The following is a 19,284-nucleotide window of genomic DNA, read 5'->3' on the forward strand; positions in this document are numbered from 1 at the left end:
CGCTCAGTCGTAGCGTTGCTGCCAGCGCTTGGTGGCGATCTGTTCCTTGAGCAGTTCGAGGGTCTCGATCAGCACCTGCTCGGTGATGCGCTCGCTGCGCGTGTCGGCGACCATCAGGATGTCCATGCCGCTGTCGGTGGCGCGGCGCAGCAACTGCGAGAACTCCGGCGAGCGCAGGCCGCCGACCGCCTCGTGGATCAACCGGCCGGCCAGGTCACTGAGCGTCTGGTCCATCGCCTCGCTCAGCTGGCGGCCCATCGGCAGGCGCTGCAGGCGCTGAATCTCGGGGCTTTCCTGCAACGTACGCCCAACCAGGGCGCTGATATAGCGGGCGATCAGCGCGCGGTTGTCGGTGTAGATGTCGTTCAGGCCGGCTTCCAGGCGTTGGGCGATCTCGTCGACCAGCTGCTCCTTGCGCGGCGCCAGCACCTCGTCCGAGAGCCGCTGCGAGAGCGTGTTGCTGCGCCGGATCTCGTCCTGAACGCTGCCGATCAGACGCACCGCGACGCGATCGGAAAGCTCCTCCAGAAGGATGTTGTAATACTTGTGCACCACGCCGAACAGGTACCAACGACGCACTTCGATCAGGCCCAGACGCTGCAGGCGGTGAAGCAGCGCGACGACGCGCAGCACGCGCAGCCAGCGAAAGCCGGCCAGCGGAATGCAGCCGAGTACGTCGTACCAGTGCACGAAGGGGTAGAAGAACCAGCGATGATAGCGGCGCTCGGCGATTGCCACGATCCAGCCGAGTAGCACATCGAGAACGAAGATGCTGACGAACGCCAGGTCGATGGCGAAGAAGTGCTCGCGAACGTTCTGCTGATAGAGCCTCTGCAGTTGCGGAGCGAGCGAGGCGAATGCCTCGCGCAGCGGGGTCACCAGATAGAGGCTGTCGAACAGCAGCAGGGCCAGATTGGCGATCACCAGGACGATCACCAGCACATCCCAGCCCAGCTTGAGCCGTTCTCCGGGCGAGGATCGCTGGCGCTGCGACTTCGTCGGTGTCATGTGGCCTCCTTGCGTGCCCGGCCGGCTCTCAGGAAGCTGGGCCGGTGTATTGGCTGTCGTGCTCCCGCGAGGCCTGTTCGGCCTGCTTGCGCAATTGCTTGCGTAACGCGGCCTTCTCGAAGCGATGTTGCTGCAATGGCGTTGCCGGGCGCAGCGGCGGTACCTGGACCGGGCGTCCCTGCGCGTCCACCGCGACCATCGTCAGGTAGCAGCTGTTGGTGTGGCGGATGAGCTTCTCCTGGATCGACTCGGCGATGACCTTGATGCCGATCTCCATCGACGAGCGGCCGACGTGGTTGACCGAGGCCAGGAAGGTCACCAGCTCGCCGACGTGGATCGGCTGTTTGAACAGCACCTGATCGACCGACAGGGTCACCACATAGCTGCCGGAATAGCGACTGGCGCAGGCGTAGGCGACCTCGTCGAGTTTCTTGAGAACCGCCCCACCGTGGACCTTGCCGCTGAAGTTGGCCATGTCGGGGGTCATCAGCACGGTCATGGTCAGGGAGTGCTGGCGGGGCATGTCATTGGGCGTCATGGGCTGGCTCGTCACGGTGCGCGGTCTCTCGGTCGGCTCTCGGTCGGGCATGCGCAGTGGCGCAGCCCCGGTTGTATCATGTTTGAGGGCGCGCACGGGAGCCCGCGGCTTGGGGCATCGAATGCAATTTGTGCTGTACTGGTAGGACGATCAACGGATGAGGAGGCTTAACATGGATGCAGCCTTTCATGTCGGTGTCACGGTGCAGGCCCTGGATGGCACTCGGTTGGGCGACGTCGATGCGCTGGGCGGCAAGTATGCGCGCATCGTCGACACCGACGGCAACTTCCGCTGGCTGCCTTACACCCGGCTTTCGGCCACTGCCAGCGACCGCTTGACGCTGCTCGACGACCCCGACGGCCGGCTCGGCGCGGTACTCACCTCGCCGCCGCCGGGCGAGGAGGGGGCCCGCGTCGACGAGGCCAGCAGCGAATCGTTTCCGGCCAGCGATCCGCCGGCCTTTACTCCCGAGAAGGATTGAGCGACAAGCGCTGAGCGAGCAGCACCGAGTCGGTCGCACGACCGGCTAGCCTGTACCCTGGCGGTCAGCGCCGGTCGCTCGGGGTATGGCCACTCAAGGTATATAGCTCAGCCCCAGGCTGATGATGACGCCGGTGACCACCAGTTGGATCAGGCAGAAGCCCATGATGTCCTTGGCCTTGAGCCCGGCGATGGCGAGCACCGGCAACGCCCAGAACGGCTGGAGCAAGTTGGTCCAGGCGTCGCCCCAGGCCACCGCCATGGCGATGCGCGGAACATCGGCGCCCAGCGCCTGGGCCGCGGGCAGCATGACCGGAGCCTGGACTGCCCACTGGCCCCCGCCGGAGGGCACGAACAAGTTGACCACCCCGGCGCTGATGAACGTCCAGAACGGCAGCGTGTCGGCGTTGGCGATCGACACGAAGCCCTGCGACAGCGTTTCGGCGAGTCCCGACTGGACCATGATCGCCATGATCCCGGCATAGAAAGGGAACTGAATGACGATCCCCGCGCCGCCCTTGATCGCCTCGTTGAGGCTGTCGAGCAGGCGGCGTGGCGTCCTGTGCAGGACGATGGCCAGGAACAGGAACAGGAAGTTGACGACGTTCAGGTTGAGGCCGCCACCGCGCAGCAGGAAGTGATCGAGCAGGAACAAAAGCCCCGGAATGCCCACCAGCCAGGCCAGGCTGACGCTGTTCTCGAGATGCTCGGCGGGACGCGTGGCCACACCGTCGTGAGGCTCGACGTCGCTGAGCTTATCCGCCTCGACGTAGACGCTGTCCTTGTCGTCGGGCAGCATCCAGCGGTTGACCAGCGGTACCGCGATGAACAGCGCGACGACGATCGCCAGGTTGAACAGCGAGAAGATCGTCTGCGAGGTCGGGATCACGCCGATCTGGTCGGCGGTGAAGTGGCCCTCGGTGGCGATCACCAGCGGGATCGAGCCGGCCAGCCCGGCGTGCCAGACGACGAAGCCGGAGTAGGCGCTGGCGACCAGCAGCCGGTAGTCGACGCGGATCTGACGGGCCAGCTCCTTGGCGAACAGCGCCCCCACCACCAACCCGAAGCCCCAGTTGATCCAGCTCGCGGCGAGCGACACCAGAGTGACCAGCACGATCGCCCGCGCCGGCGTGCCGGCCTTGCCGGCGAGCCGGGCCAGCTGGCGCTTGACCGGCGGTGAGCTGGCGAGCATGAAGCCGGTCACCAGCACCAGCAGCATCTGCATCGAGAAGGTCAGCAGGTCCCAGAAGCCGTCGCCCCAGAAACGCAGCACCGCCAGTGGCGTCTGACGTTCCACGCCGATCGCCGCGGCGGCGGCGACCAGGGTCAGCAGCAGCACGAAGATGAAGGGGTCGGGCAGGTAGCGGTCGACCAGTTTCACGGCTGGTCGTGACAGGTATTTGAGCATGGATGTCTCGCTTGTTGTTGGCGGCGCGTTAGCAAAGCATAGCGGTAACCTTGCGTAACCGATAACCCGCGTCGGCGTCTCCGGTCAACGCTACTTGTGGCCAATGGCCTCGACCCGGTCGCTCCAGCGCGTGCGGCGGTAGTGCAGGTAGTACCCGCCCAGCGTCACCGAGCGCACCAGCGTGAACAGCAGAAAGGCCAGCCACAGGCCGAGATTGCCGAGCCCCAGCGGGCCGGTCAGCAACCACCAGCCAGGCAGGTAGACGATCAGCCCGGCGAACACGCTGTTGCGCATCTCGCGGGTCGCCGTGGCGCCGATGAACACCCCGTCGAGCAGATAGCTCCAGACCGCCAGGGCCGGCATCAGGATCATCCACGGCAAGTAGTCGGCGGCGGTCTCGCGAACCGCCGGCAGGTCGGTGAGCAGGGCGATCAGTGCCGTGCCGCCGAGCGTGAAGCAGAGCATGGCGGCGACGGTGGTCAACAGCGAGAAGCGTGCTGCGGCGCCGACCGCTGCGGAGAATTCGTTCCAGTCGCGGCGCCCGATGGCGCGCCCGGTCAGCGCCTCGGCGGCTTGTGCAAAGCCGTCGAGGCTGTACGAGGTGAGCATGATGAACTGCAACAGCACGGCGTTGGCGGCGACCACCACGTCGCCCTGGCTGGCGCCCTGGGCGGTGAAGAAGGCCAGCGCGAACAGCAACCCCAGGGTGCGCAGGAACAGCTGGCTGTTGACCTGGAACAGTTCGCGGTAGGCGGCCAGCCGCCATAGCCGCTCGCGGCGAAACACGCCGCCGAGTTCGGCGAGCTGGCGGCGCACCAGCCATAGCCCCAGCGTCAGCGCCGTGTAGTCGGCGATCACCGTGGCCCAGGCGACGCCGTCGCTGGCCATTCCCAGGCCGACCACGAACAGCAGGTCGAGGACGATGTTGACGCTATTGGTGAGCACCAGGATCGCCAGCGTCACGCGGCTGTTCTGCTGGCCCAGGAACCAGCCGAGAATCGCGTAGTTGGCGAGCACCGCCGGCGCCGACAGGAAACGGATGACGGCGTAGTCGCGGGCCACCGCGGTGGCCTCGGCGCTGCCGTCGAGCAGCCACAGGCCGAGGGCGGTCAACGGCCGCGAGAAGACGATCAGCAGGCCGCCGATGACCAGCGCCATCACCAGCGCCTGGCCGAGCAGGTTGCGCACCGCGGTGGCGTCGTCGCGGCCCTGCGCCTGCGAGGTCAGACCGGTGGTGCCCATGCGCAGAAAGCCGAAGCCCCAATAGAGAAAGCTGAACAGCATCGCACCCAGCGTCACTCCGGCGAGGTAGCGCGATTCCGGCAGGTGGCCGACCACCGCGGTATCGACCAGGCCGAGCAGCGGTACGGTGATGTTGGACAGGATGATCGGCCAGGCCAGTGCCCAGACTCGCTGGGTGGCGGGGTATGCGGGGGCGGGTGCGGCAGACACGCGGATTCCTTGCTCGGCGTTGGCCTTGACGTTGTGGCGCGTCGGTGTCGCGTGACGATCCGGGTGGCGCAATGCGCTCGGGAATCAGGCGGCGCTGATCAGCTCGTACTTCTTCAGCAGCTGGTCGCGGGTCTCGCTGCGCGTCGGGTCAAGCGGGATGCAGTCTACCGGGCATACCTGCTGGCACTGGGGCTCGTCGAAGTGACCGACGCATTCGGTGCACAGGTTGGGGTCGATGACATAGATCTCTTCGCCGGCCGAGATGGCGTCGTTGGGGCACTCGGGTTCGCAGACGTCGCAGTTGATGCATTCGTCGGTGATCATCAGGGCCATGGTTCATGTCCTCGCTGGGTAAAGAGGGATCCTCACTGGCCTGGATTTTGCGCGCTAAAGCTCCGTCCGACGGAGCCCGGGTCGCAATGGAAGTGTTCGCGCAGCGCAGCGGCGACGCGGGGATGCACGAGTCCGCTGATGTCGCCTCCCAGGCGTGCGATCTCTCGCACTATGGTGGCAGAAATGTAGGAATTTTCGACCGCCGGGGTCAGAAACAGGCTTTCGACATGGGGCGCCTGGGCGCGGTTCATGTTGGCCAGTTGCAATTCGTACTCGAAGTCGGAGACGGCGCGTAGCCCGCGCAGCACGATGCGCGCCCCCTGCTGGTCGAGCAGTTCGGTGAGCAGGCCGCTGAAGCCGACGACATTCACGTTGTCGAGTTCGTCGACCACGTCGCGGGCCAGCGCCACGCGGGTGTCGAGATCCAGCGCCGGGCGCTTGCCGGGGCTCGCCGCCACGGCGATTACCACCTTGTCGAAGATCCGCGCGGCGCGCTCGATCAGATCGAAGTGACCGTTGGTGATGGGGTCGAAGGTGCCGGGGTAGATAACGATGTTCATGGGCGGTCCTGTTCGAAGCGGGCGCGAAGTCACTCGTCGTCGAGACGCCCGTAGGGGTTGTCCACGGTCAGCGAGACCGGCCGGGCATAGCCCGGAATACGGATGCCGTCGGCCTCGACCGTGAGCTCGGGGCCCTCCAGCACGCCCTCGCCGAAACGATAGATGACCGAGAACTCGCCGGTATCGGCACGCCGGTCGTAGGCTGCGCTGGCGGCGAGAACCGCTTCGCGGCGCTGCTTCCAGGCGTCGACCGCGGCCTGGCCGTGACGCTGCGCCAGCAGCCGCTCGGTGACCGCCGGCGACAGTACCAGGCCGGTGGCGTTGTTGCCGCCGAAGCCCTTGGCATTGATGAAGGCGGCATCGGCCTGGAAGGCCAGCGGCTCGCGGAACAGCCGCAACCGCTCGGCGTGCACGTCGTCGGCGATCGCCTCGAGGGTGGGAATGCCCGGTACCAGGCCATGAGCGAAGCTGCCCAGCGCACTGGTCAGCTGATCGCCCGCGGCGCTGCCCTGGGAGTGACCGACGAACGCCTTGAGCCCGGCCACCGGCCACTCCTCGATGCCGTTGGCGCGGGCCACGGCGTCGAGCACGTGGGATTCGGTGGTGCGATTCTTGGGCGTGCTGGTGGCGTGGGCGTGGACGAAGCTTCTTTCGCGTACCGCGCGTTCGCCGAGGATCTCGCGAGCCAGGCTCACCGCCTTGCCCAGGGTGATGTAATTGCCGATGCCCGGCGCCGAGATCGAGCGCTTCCAGCCGTCGGCGTTGACGAACACCCCCGGCGCCGAGCCGAGGATCTGGGCGCCGGTCTCGAGCGCCAGGCGGTCGTCCATCAGCAGCACGAACTGGCTGGCCTCGGCGATGGTGAAACCGCAGTTGCGGGCGAACGGCCGGCAGGCGCGCTGATAGTCGCTGTCGGTGAGCAGGCTCAGCGCATCGAGCGCCTTGAGGCTGTCGTCGTCGGCCAGCGCGCCCATGCTGCGAAAGCCCTCGACGATCTCGGGGGTGATCGGCGCATCGCTGGTGCCGACCATCACCACCCGGCGCGCACCGCTGCGGATGTCCTCGATGCCCAGTCGCAGGTTGTACAGGAAGCTCGCGCAGGCGCCCTGAATCGCCCCGGTGGCGCCGACGCTGCCCAGTACGTAGGCATTGAGAAAATCCGCCGGCATCTGGCCGTAACCCAGCGGCATCTGCTTGGAGGTGGCACGGTTGCCGGAGACGAAGCTCTTGAGCAGCCCGCCCCAGCCGGGTTCGTCGAGCTGGCCGATGGAATTGCCGGCGTAGACGGCGACCTGGTCGGGGTCGAGGCGATCGTGCAGCGCCTGCCAGTCCAGGCCGCTCTGGCCCAGGCAATCGCTGGCGCCGAACACCGCCATCGACAGCCCGCGCGGGTGATGCACGCTGCGATACAGCCGGCCGGGCTCGAAACCGTATGGCAGCCGGCCGGCGGCGCGCACCTGCGCCTGGCGGCGCTCCGGCAGCAGCACGTCGAGCACCCCGGCCGGGACGCTGACCTCGACCTGGCGACCGTCGATGTCGCGGACCTGCCAGGTCTCGGGCAACGGGTCGGGCAACTGACGGCGACGCACCTGGAAGGTCAGCGGTCGCTCTAAGTGCATCTGCGTCGGGCGATTGGCGGGGATGCCGTCGGCGTTGAAGGCGGCGTCCTCGTTGCGGCGGATCAGGGTATGATCGAGTACCCGCTGGCGCACCTGGCTGACCAGCTCGCCGGCGGCGATCGACTCACCGTGGATGTCCTGCCAGCCGCCGTCCGGCTGACGGCTGATCAGCTGCATCATGGCGGCCAGGCCGATCAGCGTACGTTCCTGCTCCTCGACGGGCAGGGCATCGAGCACCGTGCGCCGAAACGCCTGGTGTCCGGAGGTCCTGCCGGCGGCATTGACACCGCCCATGCCGACAATCACCGGTAACTGTGACAAGCCGCGTCCCTCGTTGTGCTGTGAGTCTACGAGTCCTGTTGCTGTCTGGCCTCGCGCAGCGCAGGAGCGATGGCGGGCCGGCAGAACGGCGGGGCATCTGGGTGCCCTGATGTTCGAGTCTGGGGCGCGATGATAGCACCTGCCTCGCAGCCCCGTCATGCTGGCCGGGCCAAGTGATGGGACACTTCGCGGGTCGATGCCGCGCCCGCGATCAAACGCATGTTTGAAAACAGCTGCATTCCGGCTTACGCTAAAACGGCTGTTTGAGTCAGACGAGTTGAAGTGGGTATTGGCGCGCCCGAGGGTGCGCCGTTTTTTGCTAGACTAGCCGCTCTTCGATTCGTTCCGCCGAGCGCGCCAATCCTGACATGCATGCTTCTTCCCGTTCCGTTACCAGCAACCAGTCCGCTCCCCACGACGACCTGGCGCGGCGCGTCACGCGTGCGCTGAACCACCCGCTGCGCAAGCCGGTCGCCGAGCACACCCGCCGGGCCTTTGCCGAGGCCCGGCGCTGGCTGGCGGACCAGTCGCGCCCGCTGGTGCTCGACGCCGGTTGCGGAGTGGGGCTGTCGACCCGCCAGCTGGCCGCTCGCCACCCCGAACATGCGGTGATCGGTATCGACCGCAGCGCCGACCGGCTGGGGCGCGATCACGGCCCGCTGCCCGCCAACGCGTTGCTGGTACGCGCCGATCTGGTGGATTTCTGGCGCCTGGCGCTGGCTGCCGACTGGCAGCCGACACACCACTATTTGCTGTATCCCAATCCCTATCCCAAGGCGTCGCACCTCAAGCTGCGCTGGCACGGCCATCCGGTGTTTCCGGCGCTGCTCGCGCTGGGCGGGCGGCTCGAGGTGCGCTCCAACTGGCGGCTGTATCTCGACGAGTTCGCCCTGGCTACGCATCAGGCCAGCGGTCAGCGGCCCACGGTCGTCGAGCACGATTCGCAGGGCGCCTTCCTGACCCCCTTCGAGCGCAAGTACGTCGCCAGCGGTCAGACGGTGTGGCGGCTCACCGTCACGTTGCCCCATGCTCCCGCGCTGATGCCCGCCGTCGCGGAGGACTAGCGGCACAGTCGCGCGCTGAGTTCGCGCTCCAGCCAGCGGGCGATCGGCCCCTGCCCGGCGGCGCGGCGGCGCACCAGTTCCACGCCGACGCTGGCCGGCTCGGGCAGCTCGCTGATCATTAAGCGGCTGACCAGCGAGCGGTACATCGGATAGGTGGCGATGTGTTCGGGCACCAGCGCCCAGCCGATGCCCTGGCTGACCAGCTCGGCGATCGCGTAGTAGCTGTTGAGCTGCCAGACCCGTGGCGACAGCCGCGCTGGATGCTGGCCGCCCAGCGGAGTGCCGCCCAGCGGCGAGGCGACCACCAGTTGGCGATGGCGGCTGAGCGTCGACAGGCGCACCTCGCGCTCGCCGGCCAGCGGGTGATCGGCGGCGACGATCGCGGTCTGCGAGAGGCGCGCGATCTGGCGCACGCTGAGCGCTTCGGGCAGCGTCGGCTGGCTGAACAGCACGCCCAGGTCGGCGGTGCCGTCGGCAACCCAACTGGGGATGTCGTCCTGCGCGCCGTTGAGCAGCGACAGCTCCAGCGCCGGCCAGCGCTCGGCGAGCACCGTCAGCGTATCCATCAACGGCGGATAGGGCAGCGCCTCGTCGACGGCCAGGGTCAGCCGCGATTCCTCGCCGCTCGCCAGGGCATTGGCGCGGGCCGCGAGCTGGTCGCACTGGCGCAGGATCTCGCGCGCTTCGAGCACCACCGCCTCGCCCTCGGCAGTGAGCACCGGCGTGCGGCGTCGCCGGTCGAACAGCGTCAGGCCAAGATCGAGTTCGAGATGAGCGATCGCCGTGCTGACCGCCGACTGGGCCTTGCCCAGGCGGCGTGCGGCGGCCGAGAACGAGCCTGAGTCGGCCGCCGCCAGCAGGCAGCCGAGCTGGTCGAGATTCCATTGCATGATCTATCTGTTTTCCTGATAGGTATTAACTCGAATCCATCAAGATACTACCTAGAATGCGGGTCGACCATGACATGTTCGAGAGGATGGCGATGCGTAGCTGGAGAGAGCGCGTGTTGCATACCACGCTGTTCGAGGCCGGCGGGCTGGTGCTGGTCACGCCGCTGGCGAGCTGGCTGACCGGTCACGGGATCGGCCGGCTGGGCCTGCTGACCGTGTCTCTGGCGACCTTCGCCATGCTCTGGAATCTGCTCTGGAACCGGCTGTTCGATCGTTGGGTGCCGACCCGTCGGCGCAACCTGGTCCAGCGCGTCGCCCAGGCGCTGGGCTTCGAACTTGGCCTGCTGGTAATGACCCTGCCCGTGGTCGCCTGGTGGCTGGGCATCGGCCTGATCGAGGCGTTCTGGCTCGATCTTGGGTTCATGCTGTTCTTCCTGGGCTACGCATTGATCTTCAACAGCGCCTTCGATGGCATCGTGCAGCGCCGCTTGGCAAGGAGGAACAACTGATGGCCTACGTGTATCTGTGTCTGGCGATCGTCGCCGAAGTGCTGGGTACCAGCGCGCTCAAGGCCTCGCAGGAGTTCTCCCGGCTGTGGCCGAGCGTCGGGGTGGTGATCGGCTACGGGCTGGCGTTCTACTGGCTGACGCTGGTGCTGCGCACCTTGCCGGTGGGCATCGCCTACGCCGTGTGGGCGGGGCTGGGCATCGTGCTGGTGACGCTGATCGGCGTGGTATGGTTCGGCGAGAAGCTCGACTGGCCGGCGGTGGCGGGCCTGGCGATGATCATCGCCGGCGTGACGGTGATCCAGCTGTTCTCGAGCGTCTCGGCACACTGATCCATGCCTGACACTCTTCGGCTAGCCTCGGCGGCCTGCTAGGCTAGGGCGCTTTCGCCAACCGAGGGTCTCCCATGCTTCGCCCGCTCGCCGCCGTGCTGCTGTCGCTGACCTTGCTGGGTACCGCCTCGCCCGGCCTGGCCGCCGGCTTCGATTATGTCGCCCGACTCGCCGATAGCGGCTTTCGCATCAGCGCCAAGGCGCAACTGCTTGACAGCGGCGCGGTGCTCGGCGAAATCGACCCGCAGCGTCAGCTTTCGCCGGCCTCGGTGTCCAAGCTGTACATCGCTGCCGCCGCGCTGGATCGCTGGGGGCCGCAGTACCGCTTCACCACGCGGCTGGTATCGACCGGCGAGCTCGATGCACAAGGCGTCCTGAAGGGCGATCTGGTCTTCGAGGGCGGCGGCGACCCGGCGCTGACCTCAGAAGATCTGTGGCGGCTGATTCAGCGCCTGCGCCTGCAGGGCGTGAGCGCGGTCGACGGCCAGCTGGTGATCAGCCAGTGGCGCTTCGGTCCGGTGAAATGCCGGAGCACCGATCGCTGCCAGACCCGGACGCGCACCGATAACGCCTACAGCGCGCTGCTGTCCTCGGCGGCGGTGAATTACGCCAACTGGTGTCTCGATGTGCTGCCCGGTGGCCGTCCGGGCGATGAAGCACGCATCCTGAGCTGCGATACCGTCGAGCCCACCACCCGCATCGACAATAACGTCGCCACCGTGGCCCGCGGTGGCGACACCCGGCTGGCCGCCGAGCGAATTACCGACGCGCGTGGCGACGTGCTGGCGATCCGCGGGCAGATCGCCCTGAAAAGCTACCCGCGGGCGGTCTATCTCGCCAGTTCCGACCCCGCCCGGCAGACCGCCCAGACGCTGCTGGCGATGCTCGAGCGGGCCGGCGTAACGGTCAGCGGCGGCAGTGCGACCAGTCACACCCGGCCGCCCGACAATGCTCGGCAGCTGGCCGCGGTGGACGGCAAGCCACTGCAGGAGCTGCTGACGCGCACGCTCAATTATTCCAACAACTTCATGGCCGATACCCTGAGCCTGGACCTGGCCGATACCGCGCGGGCGAGCCTGGCCGAGGGTGGCGAGGCGATCGAGTCGTTTGTCGACGGCGTGCCCGGTCATGGGCCGATAAACCTGCTCAGCGGCAGCGGCCTGACCACCGAGAATCGCACCTCGGCCCAGGGCGTCAATGCCCTGCTCGAGGCGATGTATCAGCGCCCGGCGCTGTTCCCGACCTTCGTCGCCGGGCTACAGCTGCCGGAAAACGGCCCGATGCGCTTCATTCGCCGCGGCGATCCGCTGTTCCAGAGCCGGGTGATGCTCAAAACCGGGACGCTCAATCAGCCCTACTCGGTACGCTCGATCGGTGGGTACTTTCGCACTCTGGAGGGACGCTGGGGATCGTTCAGCGTACTGGTCAACGGCACCGCGCAGACGCCGTACCTGTCCTGGTCGCAGGTCCTCGATCCGCTCTCCAAGGACCTGGCGGCGATGATCCGCGCCTACTGAGCGTGCGCATGCGGCGATGTCAGCCGGCGAGTGACGTAGAATGAGGGCATGCTGTACTACCGCGCCGTCACCACGACCAAGGAAGCCCCATGACGCAGATGCACTGGGAGCGACTGCTCGATCCGCAGCGTCTCAACGACAAGCCGCGCGCCGCGCGCGGCGAGATCGGCCGCAGCCCGTTCCACAAGGATCACGATCGGATCGTCTTCGCCGGCTCGTTCCGGCGCCTCGGGCGCAAGACCCAGGTGCATCCGTTGACCGACAACGATCATATCCACACCCGCCTGACCCATTCGCTGGAGGTCGGCTGCGTGGGCCGCAGCCTGGGCATGATCGTCGGCGAGAAACTCTCCCACCGGCTGCCGGAGTGGATCACCCCGGCCGACCTGGGAGTGATCGTCCAGGCCGCCTGCCTGGGGCACGACATCGGCAACCCGCCGTTCGGTCATGCCGGCGAGTACGCCATCCGCGACTGGTTCAAGCGCGCCGGGAGCGACGGCAGCGGCCTGCTCGAGGGGCTATCGGAGACCCAGCGCGAAGACCTTTTGACCTACGAGGGCAACGCCCAGGGCTTTCGCATCGTCACCCAGGTCGAATACAACCAGTTCCGCGGCGGCATGCGCCTGACCGCGGCGACGCTGGGCACCATGCTCAAGTATCCCTGGACGGTCGAGCACGGCGGCCGCGCCGGCAAGTTCGGCGCCTATCAGTCGGAAAAGGCCCAGCTCGCCGAGGTGGCCGAGTGCCTGGGACTCAAGCAGCGCGATGACTGGGCCTGGTGCCGGCATCCCTTGGCCTACCTGGTCGAAGCCGCCGACGACATCTGCTATGCGCTGCTCGATCTCGAGGATGGCCTGGAGATGGGCATCCTGCGCTTCGACGAAGTCGCCGGCGTGCTGACCCAGATTGCCGGTGGCGAGCCGGCCGAGTATCCCGCGATGCGTGCCGCCGGCGTCTCCCAGCGGCGTTGCATCGCCGCGCTGCGCGGCGCGGCGATGGAGCGCGCGGTCAACGATGTCGGCGAGGTGTTCGTGCAGCACGAGGCCGCACTGCTCAGCGGCGCGCTGCAGGACGACCTGCTCGAACTCTGCCATCCGGATCTGGGCTGGGGGGTCACCTCGGCCAAGCAGCTGGCCCGGGAGCGGATCTTTCAGAACGAGCGCAAGGCCAAGCTCGAGATCGGCGCCTACACCACGCTGGGCATTCTGCTCGAGGCGTTCATCGGCGCCGCCCACGAACTTCATCATCATGGCAGCTCGACCTTCAAGCATCAGCGCGTGCTGGCCTTGATCGGCGAGAACACGCCCAGGCCCAGCTGGACGCTCTATGACAGCTATCGTCGGATGCTCGATTTCATCGGCGGCATGACCGACCACTACGCCGTGGATCTGGCCCAGGAGATGGGCGGACGTCTGAAGGGTGACTGATTCTCCAGGAGCCTGCCGGATTTGGCGCTGACCTGCTGCGACAAAGCCATTGAATTATTTGCTAAGTGCCAAGGGCGCCCCACACCAATCGGAATACGAATTTGGAAACATGAACCGACTCATCTCTTTCGTCGAATCCAATCTTGTATGGTTTGTCATTGCCGTAGCCGGGTTGGGATTGACAGTTCCGGAAACCGGGAAATTCCTTGAACCTTCCATCGGGCCATTACTTGCGTTGCTGATGCTTATTATCAGCCTGACCTTCGACGCGCATGACGTGCGAATAGTCCTTCGTAAACCGTCACGACAGTTTTTGGCACTGGGCCTGGTCTATGGACCTATGTCGATTGCCGGATGGCTGACGGGCCGCCTGTTCTTTGGAAGCGGTCCGTTGGCCGCAGGCCAAACCTTGCTTGGCACACTGCCAACGGATGTCTCCTCTCCTCTTCTGGTGCTGATGGCGCGGGGCAATGTTGCCCTGGCCGCCGTTTTCAACGCAGTCAACACGGCGTTGTCTCCGTTCATCGTTCCTTTCCTGTTTCTATGGCTGACAGGCATACAATTGGAAGTTCCCCTTGGCTCGATTATCCTTGAACTGGTGTTGATCGTTCTCGTTCCTACCGTCCTGGGTGTGAGCTTGCGTACAGGGTTCCCATGTTTCTTTGCTCGGCATGATTCGGCTTATGCGGGGCTTGGATCAATTATATATCTACTGATACTGCTCGCTGTGGTAGGCCCGAACGCAAAAACCATCATTGGTTATGGTTGGTACGCTCTTGTGATTGCCGGGGCGGCCTTGTGCCTCAACCTGACCGGTTACTTGGTAGGGATGGTCTCGCGACTGCTAACCACTGATCGCAAAGAGGTGATCACCTATCTCTTTACCGTGAGTAAAAAGGAGTTCAGCATTGCTGCCGCTTTTGTGGCTGCATCCGGCCTGCCATCGGAAATAGCGATTCCAGCGGCTTTTTTTGCAGTGATTCAGATGATCACCTCACCCATTGCGGCCAAGATTCTTGCACGAGGCTAGACATGATGTTTTGACCTGCCCGTCCTCAACGATCGTGGGTTAGTGTTGGGGACGGACATCCATCAACAGCAGAGCCACATTGAGGAGGGTCTCGTGCTCCAGGTGCTGACTCATCGTATCTACCGCCATCTGTTTCTGGCTCAGGTTACCGCCCTCGTCGGCACTGGCCTGACGACCGTCGCCCTGGCGCTGCTTGCCCACGACCTGGCAGGCGGGCAGGCAGGGATCGTGCTGGGTACGGCCCTGGCGATCAAGATGGTGGCCTATGTGGGGATCGCGCCAGTGGCCGGGGCTTACGCCTCGCGTCTGCCTCGTCGCGTCCTGCTGGTCGCTCTGGATCTGCTACGCGCGTCTGTGGTTTTCGCGCTGCCCTTCGTCACCGAAGTGTGGCAGATCTATGTGCTGATTTTTCTGCTCAATGCCGCCTCGGCGGGGTTTACGCCAGCCTTTCAGGCGACGATTCCAGACATCCTTGAGGACGAGGGGCAGTACACCCGGGCGTTGTCGTTGTCGCGTCTCGCCTATGATCTCGAGAATCTGCTCAGTCCCATGGCCGCCGCGGCGTTGCTGGTGGTGATGAGTTTCGATGTGCTGTTCCTGCTCAATGGCCTGGCCTTCCTGGTCTCGGCCGGCCTGGTCGTCTCGGTAGTGCTACCTTCATCTCAGACCGTGGACGAGGCGCCGAGTGTCTGGCGCCGGATCTCCCACGGCATGGGTATCTATCTGAAAACACCGCGGCTGCGTGGGCTGCTAGCCCTGAACATGGTGGTCTCGGCCGCCGGGTCAATGCAGATCGTCAACACCGTGGTCTACGTCCGCTCTGCCCTGGGCATGGGCGAGCAGGCCGTAGCCATGGCCTTCGCGGCGGTCGGAGGCGGCTCGATGCTGGTGGCCCTGCTGCTGCCGAAAATCATGGACCATGCGCGCGAACGCCTGCTCATGCTTGCGGGCGGCGTCCTGATGACGCTAAGCCTCTTTATGGGGCTGCTGGCCCCGGGGTTCGTGGGGCTGCTGGGGCTGTGGTTCTTGCTGGGCGTCGGCGCCTCGCTGGTCATGACGCCCACCGGGCGCTTACTCAAACAATCGTGCCAGCCTGAGGACCGTCCGGCGCTATTTGCCGCCCAGTTCTCGCTATCGCACGGCTGTTGGCTGCTGGCCTATCCGCTGGCCGGCTGGTTCGGGGCGCAGGCGGGGCTGATCGAGACCTTCGCCCTGCTGGGGACGATCGCGCTGGTATCGACGGTGCTGGCGTCCCGCGTCTGGCCGTCACGGGATCCGGTGGCTCTCGAGCATGATCACGCGCCTGTCGAGCACACCCACCGGCATTACCATGACGAGCACCACCAGCATGAACATGAGGGCTGGGAGGGGCCGGAACCCCACCGTCACCCCCATCTTCACCCGCAAGGTCGGCATCGTCATGTCTTCGTAATCGATCGTCATCATCTGGCGTGGCCTAGATAATGAGCGATAGCGCGTTTCGGAACCGTATACACGGCGGCCATGAGAAAACGCCGCATGACCGCAATGCCAGATAACATCTATACCTACCTACCTACCTACCTACCTACCTGACTGTCAGATGCTTGGATACCAATCCAGCGATGGAGAAGCGCACTTGCAGTTCGCCGCGCCTGAACCTGGATGCAGTTGGTCCTCGAGGTCGAGGCCTCTATTTTTCCACCGCCATGGATCTGGTCGCGACGGTCAATGCCAGCGCCCTGCAGTTGGTTTGTGGTGGGCGCGTCGGATCAACGCCCGGGCCACGTCGCCGTGCACAGCATCGCCGAACGCGCCGAGCCGCGCCTCGGCGAGCAGTTGTGCCAGCCCCTCGCCACTGACTACCAGCACATCGTTCGGGGCCTGATCGCTGTCGATCTGCCAGCCGGGCAGCACCAGCACCCCGCGCACCGGCACGTTCAAGCCGCACTCTCGAGCCAGCCAATGGCGCATCCAGCCGGCGGCTTGGCGGGTCTTGCGCAGCGGTTCGCGCTCGCTCCAGCCAGGAAAGCGCAGGCGCTGGCCTTCCACAGCCACCTGGTCCTGGGGGCGGCCGGCGGCGTCCAGCGGATGCGTCCTCGCGCGGGTCTCGACCACGAACACGCCGTAGGGCGTCAGCGCCACATGGTCGATGGTGAAGGTGTCGCTGGGGATGTCGTGGAAGACGAAAAACGGATGGCTCTCGGGGCGGATCAACCGCTCTAACTCCTGACCCACCGCCAGCTCACAGGCCAGCCCCAGCTTAAGCCGGCGAATGCGCTGGAAGTCGCGCATCAGCAAGAAGCAGAACAGTAGCACCAACGCTGAGCAGAGCAGCCCGTAGAGCGCCCATTCGAACCAGATCTGCTTGTCGGCGAAGAGCATGCGGCCCATGCCGTAGGTCAACGGGGCGAGGATCACGATCGGCCCCAGTGCGCCGTTCAAGAACAGGCTGGTGAAGGCGCGATCGAGGCGATCGCGCAGCGCCTGGCCCGGTTCGCGCAGTGGATGGGCGTCGAACGGCGAGTGGACACGAGCGTCGTGCAGGTTGCGCAGCGCCATCACGATACCCGCAGTGGCGCCGAGCGGCGTCAGGAAAATCAGTGGTAACAGGTATTCCAGCCAGGCCATCTCATGTTCATCCTTGCCGCGAGGGTGTGCACGAAGCGCTCATTCTAGCCAAGCGGCCCGTCGCTCACCATGCGCCAACCGGCGCGATTCAAGCCGAACGGGTGATCGGCGTGTAGGCGACCACCCGGTTGCGACCCTGGGTCTTGGCGCTGTAGAGCGCCTGGTCGGCGTGGCACAGCCAGTCATGGTAGTCGTTCATGGCGTCGGTCGCTTCGGCCAGTCCGATACTCAGCGTGCAGGGCAGCAGAGTCTCGCCCTGGACCTCGCGACGCGCAAAGCGTTCGCGCAGCGCGTCGAGCTGCGCCAGGGCCTGGTCGATGGGCGTGTCGGGGAGCAGCACGCCGAACTCTTCGCCGCCGTAACGGCCGACCAGCGCCTGGTCGCCCAGTGTCTCGCGCAGGAAGGCCGCGGCGCGTCGCAGGGTCTGGTCGCCCATGGCATGGCCGAAGGTGTCGTTGATCTGCTTGAAATGGTCGAGGGCGATGAGCGCCAGGGTGATCGGGGGACATTCTGCGGTGAAGTGGCGCTCGGCCAGGACTTCCCAGTGGCGGCGATTATACAGCCCGGTGAGGCCGTCGGTTCGGCTGAACCGGGTCAGCAGGCGTTTCTGCTCGACCAGCGCCTTGGCCTGGCGGTAGACGATCTGGCCGATCGTCAGCGGGTAGATAATCAGCAGCGGCAGACTGGCGAACAACGAAAGCGGCGAAGGCACCAGCGTGAAGGCCGGCACGTCGAGCGCCAGCCAGCCGACGGTCGCACCGGCCCCCAGCGCGATCAGCCCGCGCGCGAGCATGCGCAGCCCGCCGACGGCGATATTGTTGAAGCACAACAGCGTGGCGAAAACCGCGCCGGGGAGTACGCTGAAGCCCATCGCCGCGATCCAGACGCCGCCGAGCAGGGTGTCCAGTAGCAGCAGGCGACGTTCGTGGGTGTGCGGTTCGCGGCTGCGTGCGGTCCACCAGCGAGCGATGTGCGGCCAGGCCAGGCCGTTGATCGCCAGCAGCGTCCACAGCGGCCAGCCGGCGGCGGTTTCGTAAAGTGTTGCGGCGACACACAGCGACCCCAGCCCCAGGCCGATGATGCGAGGCAGGTAGGCGCGCCGGGAGAGGGCGAGGCGCGGATCGCGGCGGAGTGTGGCGGCGGCGGCAGACATGCGGCGTTACGGTCCTGATGCTGGCCACCCGGGCCGGGTGTGTGAGACGTTTTACCTTGGCGCAAAACCCGACTGGCGACTAGTGGAAAGTTTCATGACGACGATCAACGATATTCGCCCGACGCCCGGGCCCGGGCCCGCATCGGGTGGGCCGGGCAGCGCCGCGGCGCAGGCCGCGTTCCAGGCCTTGCAGGCGTTCGCCGAGCGCTATCCGCGGCTGATGGTACTGACCGGCGCCGGGGTGAGTACCGACTGCGGCATTCCCGATTACCGCGATGCGATGGGCGCCTGGAAGCGTTCGCCGCCGGTCCGGCACCAGGCGTTCATGGCCAGCGCGGCGACCCGTCAGCGCTACTGGGCGCGCAGCCTGATCGGCTTTCGCGCCATCGAGGTCGCTCGCCCGGGCCCGGCGCATCGCGCTCTGGCGCGGCTCGAGGCGCTCGGCCACGTCACCGCGCTGGTCACCCAGAATGTCGATGGGCTGCACCAGCGCGCCGGCTCGCGGCGGGTCATCGACCTGCACGGGCGCGCCGAGATCGTGCGCTGCATGGGCTGCGGCGCCAGCCGCATGCGTCATGCGCTGCATCGCGAGCTGGCCGAGCGTAATCCCGACTGGCTCAAGCTCGACGCAGCGGCCGGCCCGGATGGCGACGCCGATCTCGACGGCCTGGACTTCTCGCGCTTTGAAATCCTCGACTGCACGCGCTGCGGCGAAGGCATCTGGAAGCCTGACGTGGTGTTCTTCGGCGACAACGTGCCGCGCACCCGGGTCGATGCCGCCTTCGCGGCGCTGGCCGAGGCCGATGCGCTGCTGGTCGCCGGTTCGTCGCTGATGGTCTACTCGGGGTTTCGCTTCGCTCGCCAGGCGGCACGCGACGGCAAGCCGATCGCCTGCATCAATCGTGGCCACACCCGTGGCGACCTGCTCTACTCCCTCAAGCTTGACGCGGCGACGGGCGAGACGCTGACGGCACTGGCCGAGGCGCTCGGCTGAGACGACGTCGCGATGCTAAAACGTCTTCCTGTACACGCTGTG

The 19,284-nt window shown here is 66.1% G+C and carries 19 protein-coding genes; 9 read left to right on the forward strand and 10 right to left on the reverse strand.

Annotation, left to right across the window (positions count from 1 at the left end; genetic code table 11):
- Nucleotides 1-3 precede the first annotated feature (3 nt).
- Both HALZIN_RS0100405 and HALZIN_RS0100410 read right to left on the reverse strand, forming a co-directional pair.
- A complete protein-coding gene (locus tag HALZIN_RS0100405) occupies nucleotides 4-1,008 on the reverse strand; it encodes an ion transporter (protein ID WP_031382290.1) in 1,005 nt (334 codons plus the stop codon).
- Nucleotides 1,009-1,036: 28 nt separating this feature from the next.
- Nucleotides 1,037-1,546: an acyl-CoA thioesterase gene (locus HALZIN_RS0100410; protein WP_031382291.1), complete on the reverse strand. Its 510-nt coding sequence runs from the start codon at nucleotides 1,544-1,546 to the stop codon at nucleotides 1,037-1,039.
- Nucleotides 1,547-1,718: 172 nt separating this feature from the next.
- Here HALZIN_RS0100410 and HALZIN_RS0100415 point away from each other — a divergent pair, with 172 nt between their 5' ends.
- Nucleotides 1,719-2,027 (forward strand): hypothetical protein, encoded by a 309-nt coding sequence (locus HALZIN_RS0100415; protein WP_031382292.1) that lies wholly within the window; start codon nucleotides 1,719-1,721, stop codon nucleotides 2,025-2,027.
- A 93-nt stretch (nucleotides 2,028-2,120) separates the two neighbouring features.
- On the opposite strand, the gene HALZIN_RS0100420 is transcribed toward HALZIN_RS0100415, so the two are convergent.
- From HALZIN_RS0100420 to HALZIN_RS0100440, 5 genes are all read right to left on the reverse strand, one after another.
- Complete coding sequence (locus HALZIN_RS0100420) at nucleotides 2,121-3,434, reverse strand: short-chain fatty acid transporter (RefSeq protein WP_031382293.1); 1,314 nt, start codon at nucleotides 3,432-3,434, stop codon at nucleotides 2,121-2,123.
- Between the two features lie 90 nt (nucleotides 3,435-3,524).
- The gene (locus tag HALZIN_RS0100425) at nucleotides 3,525-4,886 is read right to left on the reverse strand and encodes an MATE family efflux transporter (RefSeq protein WP_051907305.1); all 1,362 of its coding nucleotides are present in this window, start codon (nucleotides 4,884-4,886) and stop codon (nucleotides 3,525-3,527) included.
- Between the two features lie 84 nt (nucleotides 4,887-4,970).
- The gene (locus HALZIN_RS0100430) at nucleotides 4,971-5,219 is read right to left on the reverse strand and encodes a YfhL family 4Fe-4S dicluster ferredoxin (protein ID WP_031382295.1); all 249 of its coding nucleotides are present in this window, start codon (nucleotides 5,217-5,219) and stop codon (nucleotides 4,971-4,973) included.
- A gap of 32 nt (nucleotides 5,220-5,251) precedes the next feature.
- A complete protein-coding gene (coaD, locus tag HALZIN_RS0100435; RefSeq protein ID WP_051907306.1) occupies nucleotides 5,252-5,779 on the reverse strand; it encodes a pantetheine-phosphate adenylyltransferase in 528 nt (175 codons plus the stop codon).
- 29 nt (nucleotides 5,780-5,808) lie between these two features.
- The gene (locus HALZIN_RS0100440; protein WP_031382297.1) at nucleotides 5,809-7,692 is read right to left on the reverse strand and encodes a beta-ketoacyl synthase; all 1,884 of its coding nucleotides are present in this window, start codon (nucleotides 7,690-7,692) and stop codon (nucleotides 5,809-5,811) included.
- A gap of 395 nt (nucleotides 7,693-8,087) precedes the next feature.
- Between HALZIN_RS0100440 and trmB the strand changes: the two genes are divergently transcribed.
- Nucleotides 8,088-8,783 (forward strand): tRNA (guanine(46)-N(7))-methyltransferase TrmB, encoded by a 696-nt coding sequence (gene trmB / locus HALZIN_RS0100445; RefSeq protein ID WP_031382298.1) that lies wholly within the window; start codon nucleotides 8,088-8,090, stop codon nucleotides 8,781-8,783.
- On the opposite strand, the gene HALZIN_RS0100450 is transcribed toward trmB, so the two are convergent.
- The gene (locus tag HALZIN_RS0100450) at nucleotides 8,780-9,673 is read right to left on the reverse strand and encodes a LysR family transcriptional regulator (RefSeq protein ID WP_031382299.1); all 894 of its coding nucleotides are present in this window, start codon (nucleotides 9,671-9,673) and stop codon (nucleotides 8,780-8,782) included. The two genes, trmB and HALZIN_RS0100450, sit on opposite strands and share 4 nt — an antisense overlap.
- Before the next feature lie 92 nt (nucleotides 9,674-9,765).
- Here HALZIN_RS0100450 and HALZIN_RS0100455 point away from each other — a divergent pair, with 92 nt between their 5' ends.
- The 6 genes from HALZIN_RS0100455 to HALZIN_RS0100480 all read left to right on the forward strand — a co-directional run bounded on the left by HALZIN_RS0100455 (nucleotide 9,766) and on the right by HALZIN_RS0100480 (nucleotide 15,949).
- Entirely contained in the window at nucleotides 9,766-10,182 is a 417-nt protein-coding gene (locus HALZIN_RS0100455) for a PACE efflux transporter (RefSeq protein ID WP_051907576.1), read from the forward strand.
- Nucleotides 10,179-10,511 (forward strand): DMT family transporter, encoded by a 333-nt coding sequence (locus tag HALZIN_RS0100460; RefSeq protein ID WP_201448216.1) that lies wholly within the window; start codon nucleotides 10,179-10,181, stop codon nucleotides 10,509-10,511. The genes HALZIN_RS0100455 and HALZIN_RS0100460 overlap by 4 nt, the downstream gene beginning before the upstream one ends.
- Before the next feature lie 74 nt (nucleotides 10,512-10,585).
- The gene (gene dacB, locus HALZIN_RS0100465) at nucleotides 10,586-12,028 is read left to right on the forward strand and encodes a D-alanyl-D-alanine carboxypeptidase/D-alanyl-D-alanine endopeptidase (RefSeq protein ID WP_031382302.1); all 1,443 of its coding nucleotides are present in this window, start codon (nucleotides 10,586-10,588) and stop codon (nucleotides 12,026-12,028) included.
- An 89-nt stretch (nucleotides 12,029-12,117) separates the two neighbouring features.
- A complete protein-coding gene (locus HALZIN_RS0100470; RefSeq protein WP_031382303.1) occupies nucleotides 12,118-13,455 on the forward strand; it encodes a deoxyguanosinetriphosphate triphosphohydrolase in 1,338 nt (445 codons plus the stop codon).
- A 109-nt stretch (nucleotides 13,456-13,564) separates the two neighbouring features.
- Nucleotides 13,565-14,485, forward strand: a complete 921-nt coding sequence (locus tag HALZIN_RS0100475; protein ID WP_031382304.1) for a bile acid:sodium symporter family protein — start codon at nucleotides 13,565-13,567, stop codon at nucleotides 14,483-14,485.
- A 93-nt stretch (nucleotides 14,486-14,578) separates the two neighbouring features.
- Nucleotides 14,579-15,949, forward strand: coding sequence for an MFS transporter (locus HALZIN_RS0100480; RefSeq protein WP_031382305.1), 1,371 nt, complete (start codon nucleotides 14,579-14,581; stop codon nucleotides 15,947-15,949).
- A gap of 243 nt (nucleotides 15,950-16,192) precedes the next feature.
- Here the strand turns inward: HALZIN_RS0100480 and HALZIN_RS0100485 are convergent, their stop codons facing one another.
- Entirely contained in the window at nucleotides 16,193-17,095 is a 903-nt protein-coding gene (locus HALZIN_RS0100485) for a nuclease-related domain-containing protein (RefSeq protein WP_031382306.1), read from the reverse strand.
- Nucleotides 17,096-17,183: 88 nt separating this feature from the next.
- Nucleotides 17,184-18,248, reverse strand: a complete 1,065-nt coding sequence (locus HALZIN_RS0100490; protein ID WP_035575044.1) for a diguanylate cyclase — start codon at nucleotides 18,246-18,248, stop codon at nucleotides 17,184-17,186.
- A 94-nt stretch (nucleotides 18,249-18,342) separates the two neighbouring features.
- On the opposite strand from HALZIN_RS0100490, the gene HALZIN_RS0100495 reads away from it, so the two are divergent.
- A complete protein-coding gene (locus HALZIN_RS0100495) occupies nucleotides 18,343-19,242 on the forward strand; it encodes an NAD-dependent protein deacetylase (protein ID WP_035575046.1) in 900 nt (299 codons plus the stop codon).
- Nucleotides 19,243-19,284: the final 42 nt, after the last annotated feature.

Source organism: Halomonas zincidurans B6 (genome assembly GCF_000731955.1).
In the GTDB taxonomy this organism is placed as follows: domain Bacteria; phylum Pseudomonadota; class Gammaproteobacteria; order Pseudomonadales; family Halomonadaceae; genus Modicisalibacter; species Modicisalibacter zincidurans.

Bases quoted from the DNA above. Each gene is read 5' to 3' on its own strand.
- HALZIN_RS0100450 (WP_031382299.1), bottom strand. From the start codon at position 9,673: ATGCAATGGAATCTCGACCAGCTCGGCTGCCTGCTGGCGGCGGCCGAC.
- HALZIN_RS0100405 (WP_031382290.1), bottom strand. From the start codon at position 1,008: ATGACACCGACGAAGTCGCAGCGCCAGCGATCCTCGCCCGGAGAACGG.
- HALZIN_RS0100490 (WP_035575044.1), bottom strand. From the start codon at position 18,248: ATGTCTGCCGCCGCCGCCACACTCCGCCGCGATCCGCGCCTCGCCCTC.
- HALZIN_RS0100475 (WP_031382304.1), top strand. From the start codon at position 13,565: ATGAACCGACTCATCTCTTTCGTCGAATCCAATCTTGTATGGTTTGTC.
- HALZIN_RS0100485 (WP_031382306.1), bottom strand. From the start codon at position 17,095: ATGGCCTGGCTGGAATACCTGTTACCACTGATTTTCCTGACGCCGCTC.
- HALZIN_RS0100455 (WP_051907576.1), top strand. From the start codon at position 9,766: ATGCGTAGCTGGAGAGAGCGCGTGTTGCATACCACGCTGTTCGAGGCC.
- HALZIN_RS0100440 (WP_031382297.1), bottom strand. From the start codon at position 7,692: ATGGGCGGTGTCAATGCCGCCGGCAGGACCTCCGGACACCAGGCGTTT.
- HALZIN_RS0100415 (WP_031382292.1), top strand. From the start codon at position 1,719: ATGGATGCAGCCTTTCATGTCGGTGTCACGGTGCAGGCCCTGGATGGC.
- HALZIN_RS0100410 (WP_031382291.1), bottom strand. From the start codon at position 1,546: ATGACGCCCAATGACATGCCCCGCCAGCACTCCCTGACCATGACCGTG.
- HALZIN_RS0100495 (WP_035575046.1), top strand. From the start codon at position 18,343: ATGACGACGATCAACGATATTCGCCCGACGCCCGGGCCCGGGCCCGCA.
- dacB (WP_031382302.1), top strand. From the start codon at position 10,586: ATGCTTCGCCCGCTCGCCGCCGTGCTGCTGTCGCTGACCTTGCTGGGT.
- HALZIN_RS0100470 (WP_031382303.1), top strand. From the start codon at position 12,118: ATGACGCAGATGCACTGGGAGCGACTGCTCGATCCGCAGCGTCTCAAC.
- coaD (WP_051907306.1), bottom strand. From the start codon at position 5,779: ATGAACATCGTTATCTACCCCGGCACCTTCGACCCCATCACCAACGGT.
- HALZIN_RS0100420 (WP_031382293.1), bottom strand. From the start codon at position 3,434: ATGCTCAAATACCTGTCACGACCAGCCGTGAAACTGGTCGACCGCTAC.
- HALZIN_RS0100430 (WP_031382295.1), bottom strand. From the start codon at position 5,219: ATGGCCCTGATGATCACCGACGAATGCATCAACTGCGACGTCTGCGAA.
- trmB (WP_031382298.1), top strand. From the start codon at position 8,088: ATGCATGCTTCTTCCCGTTCCGTTACCAGCAACCAGTCCGCTCCCCAC.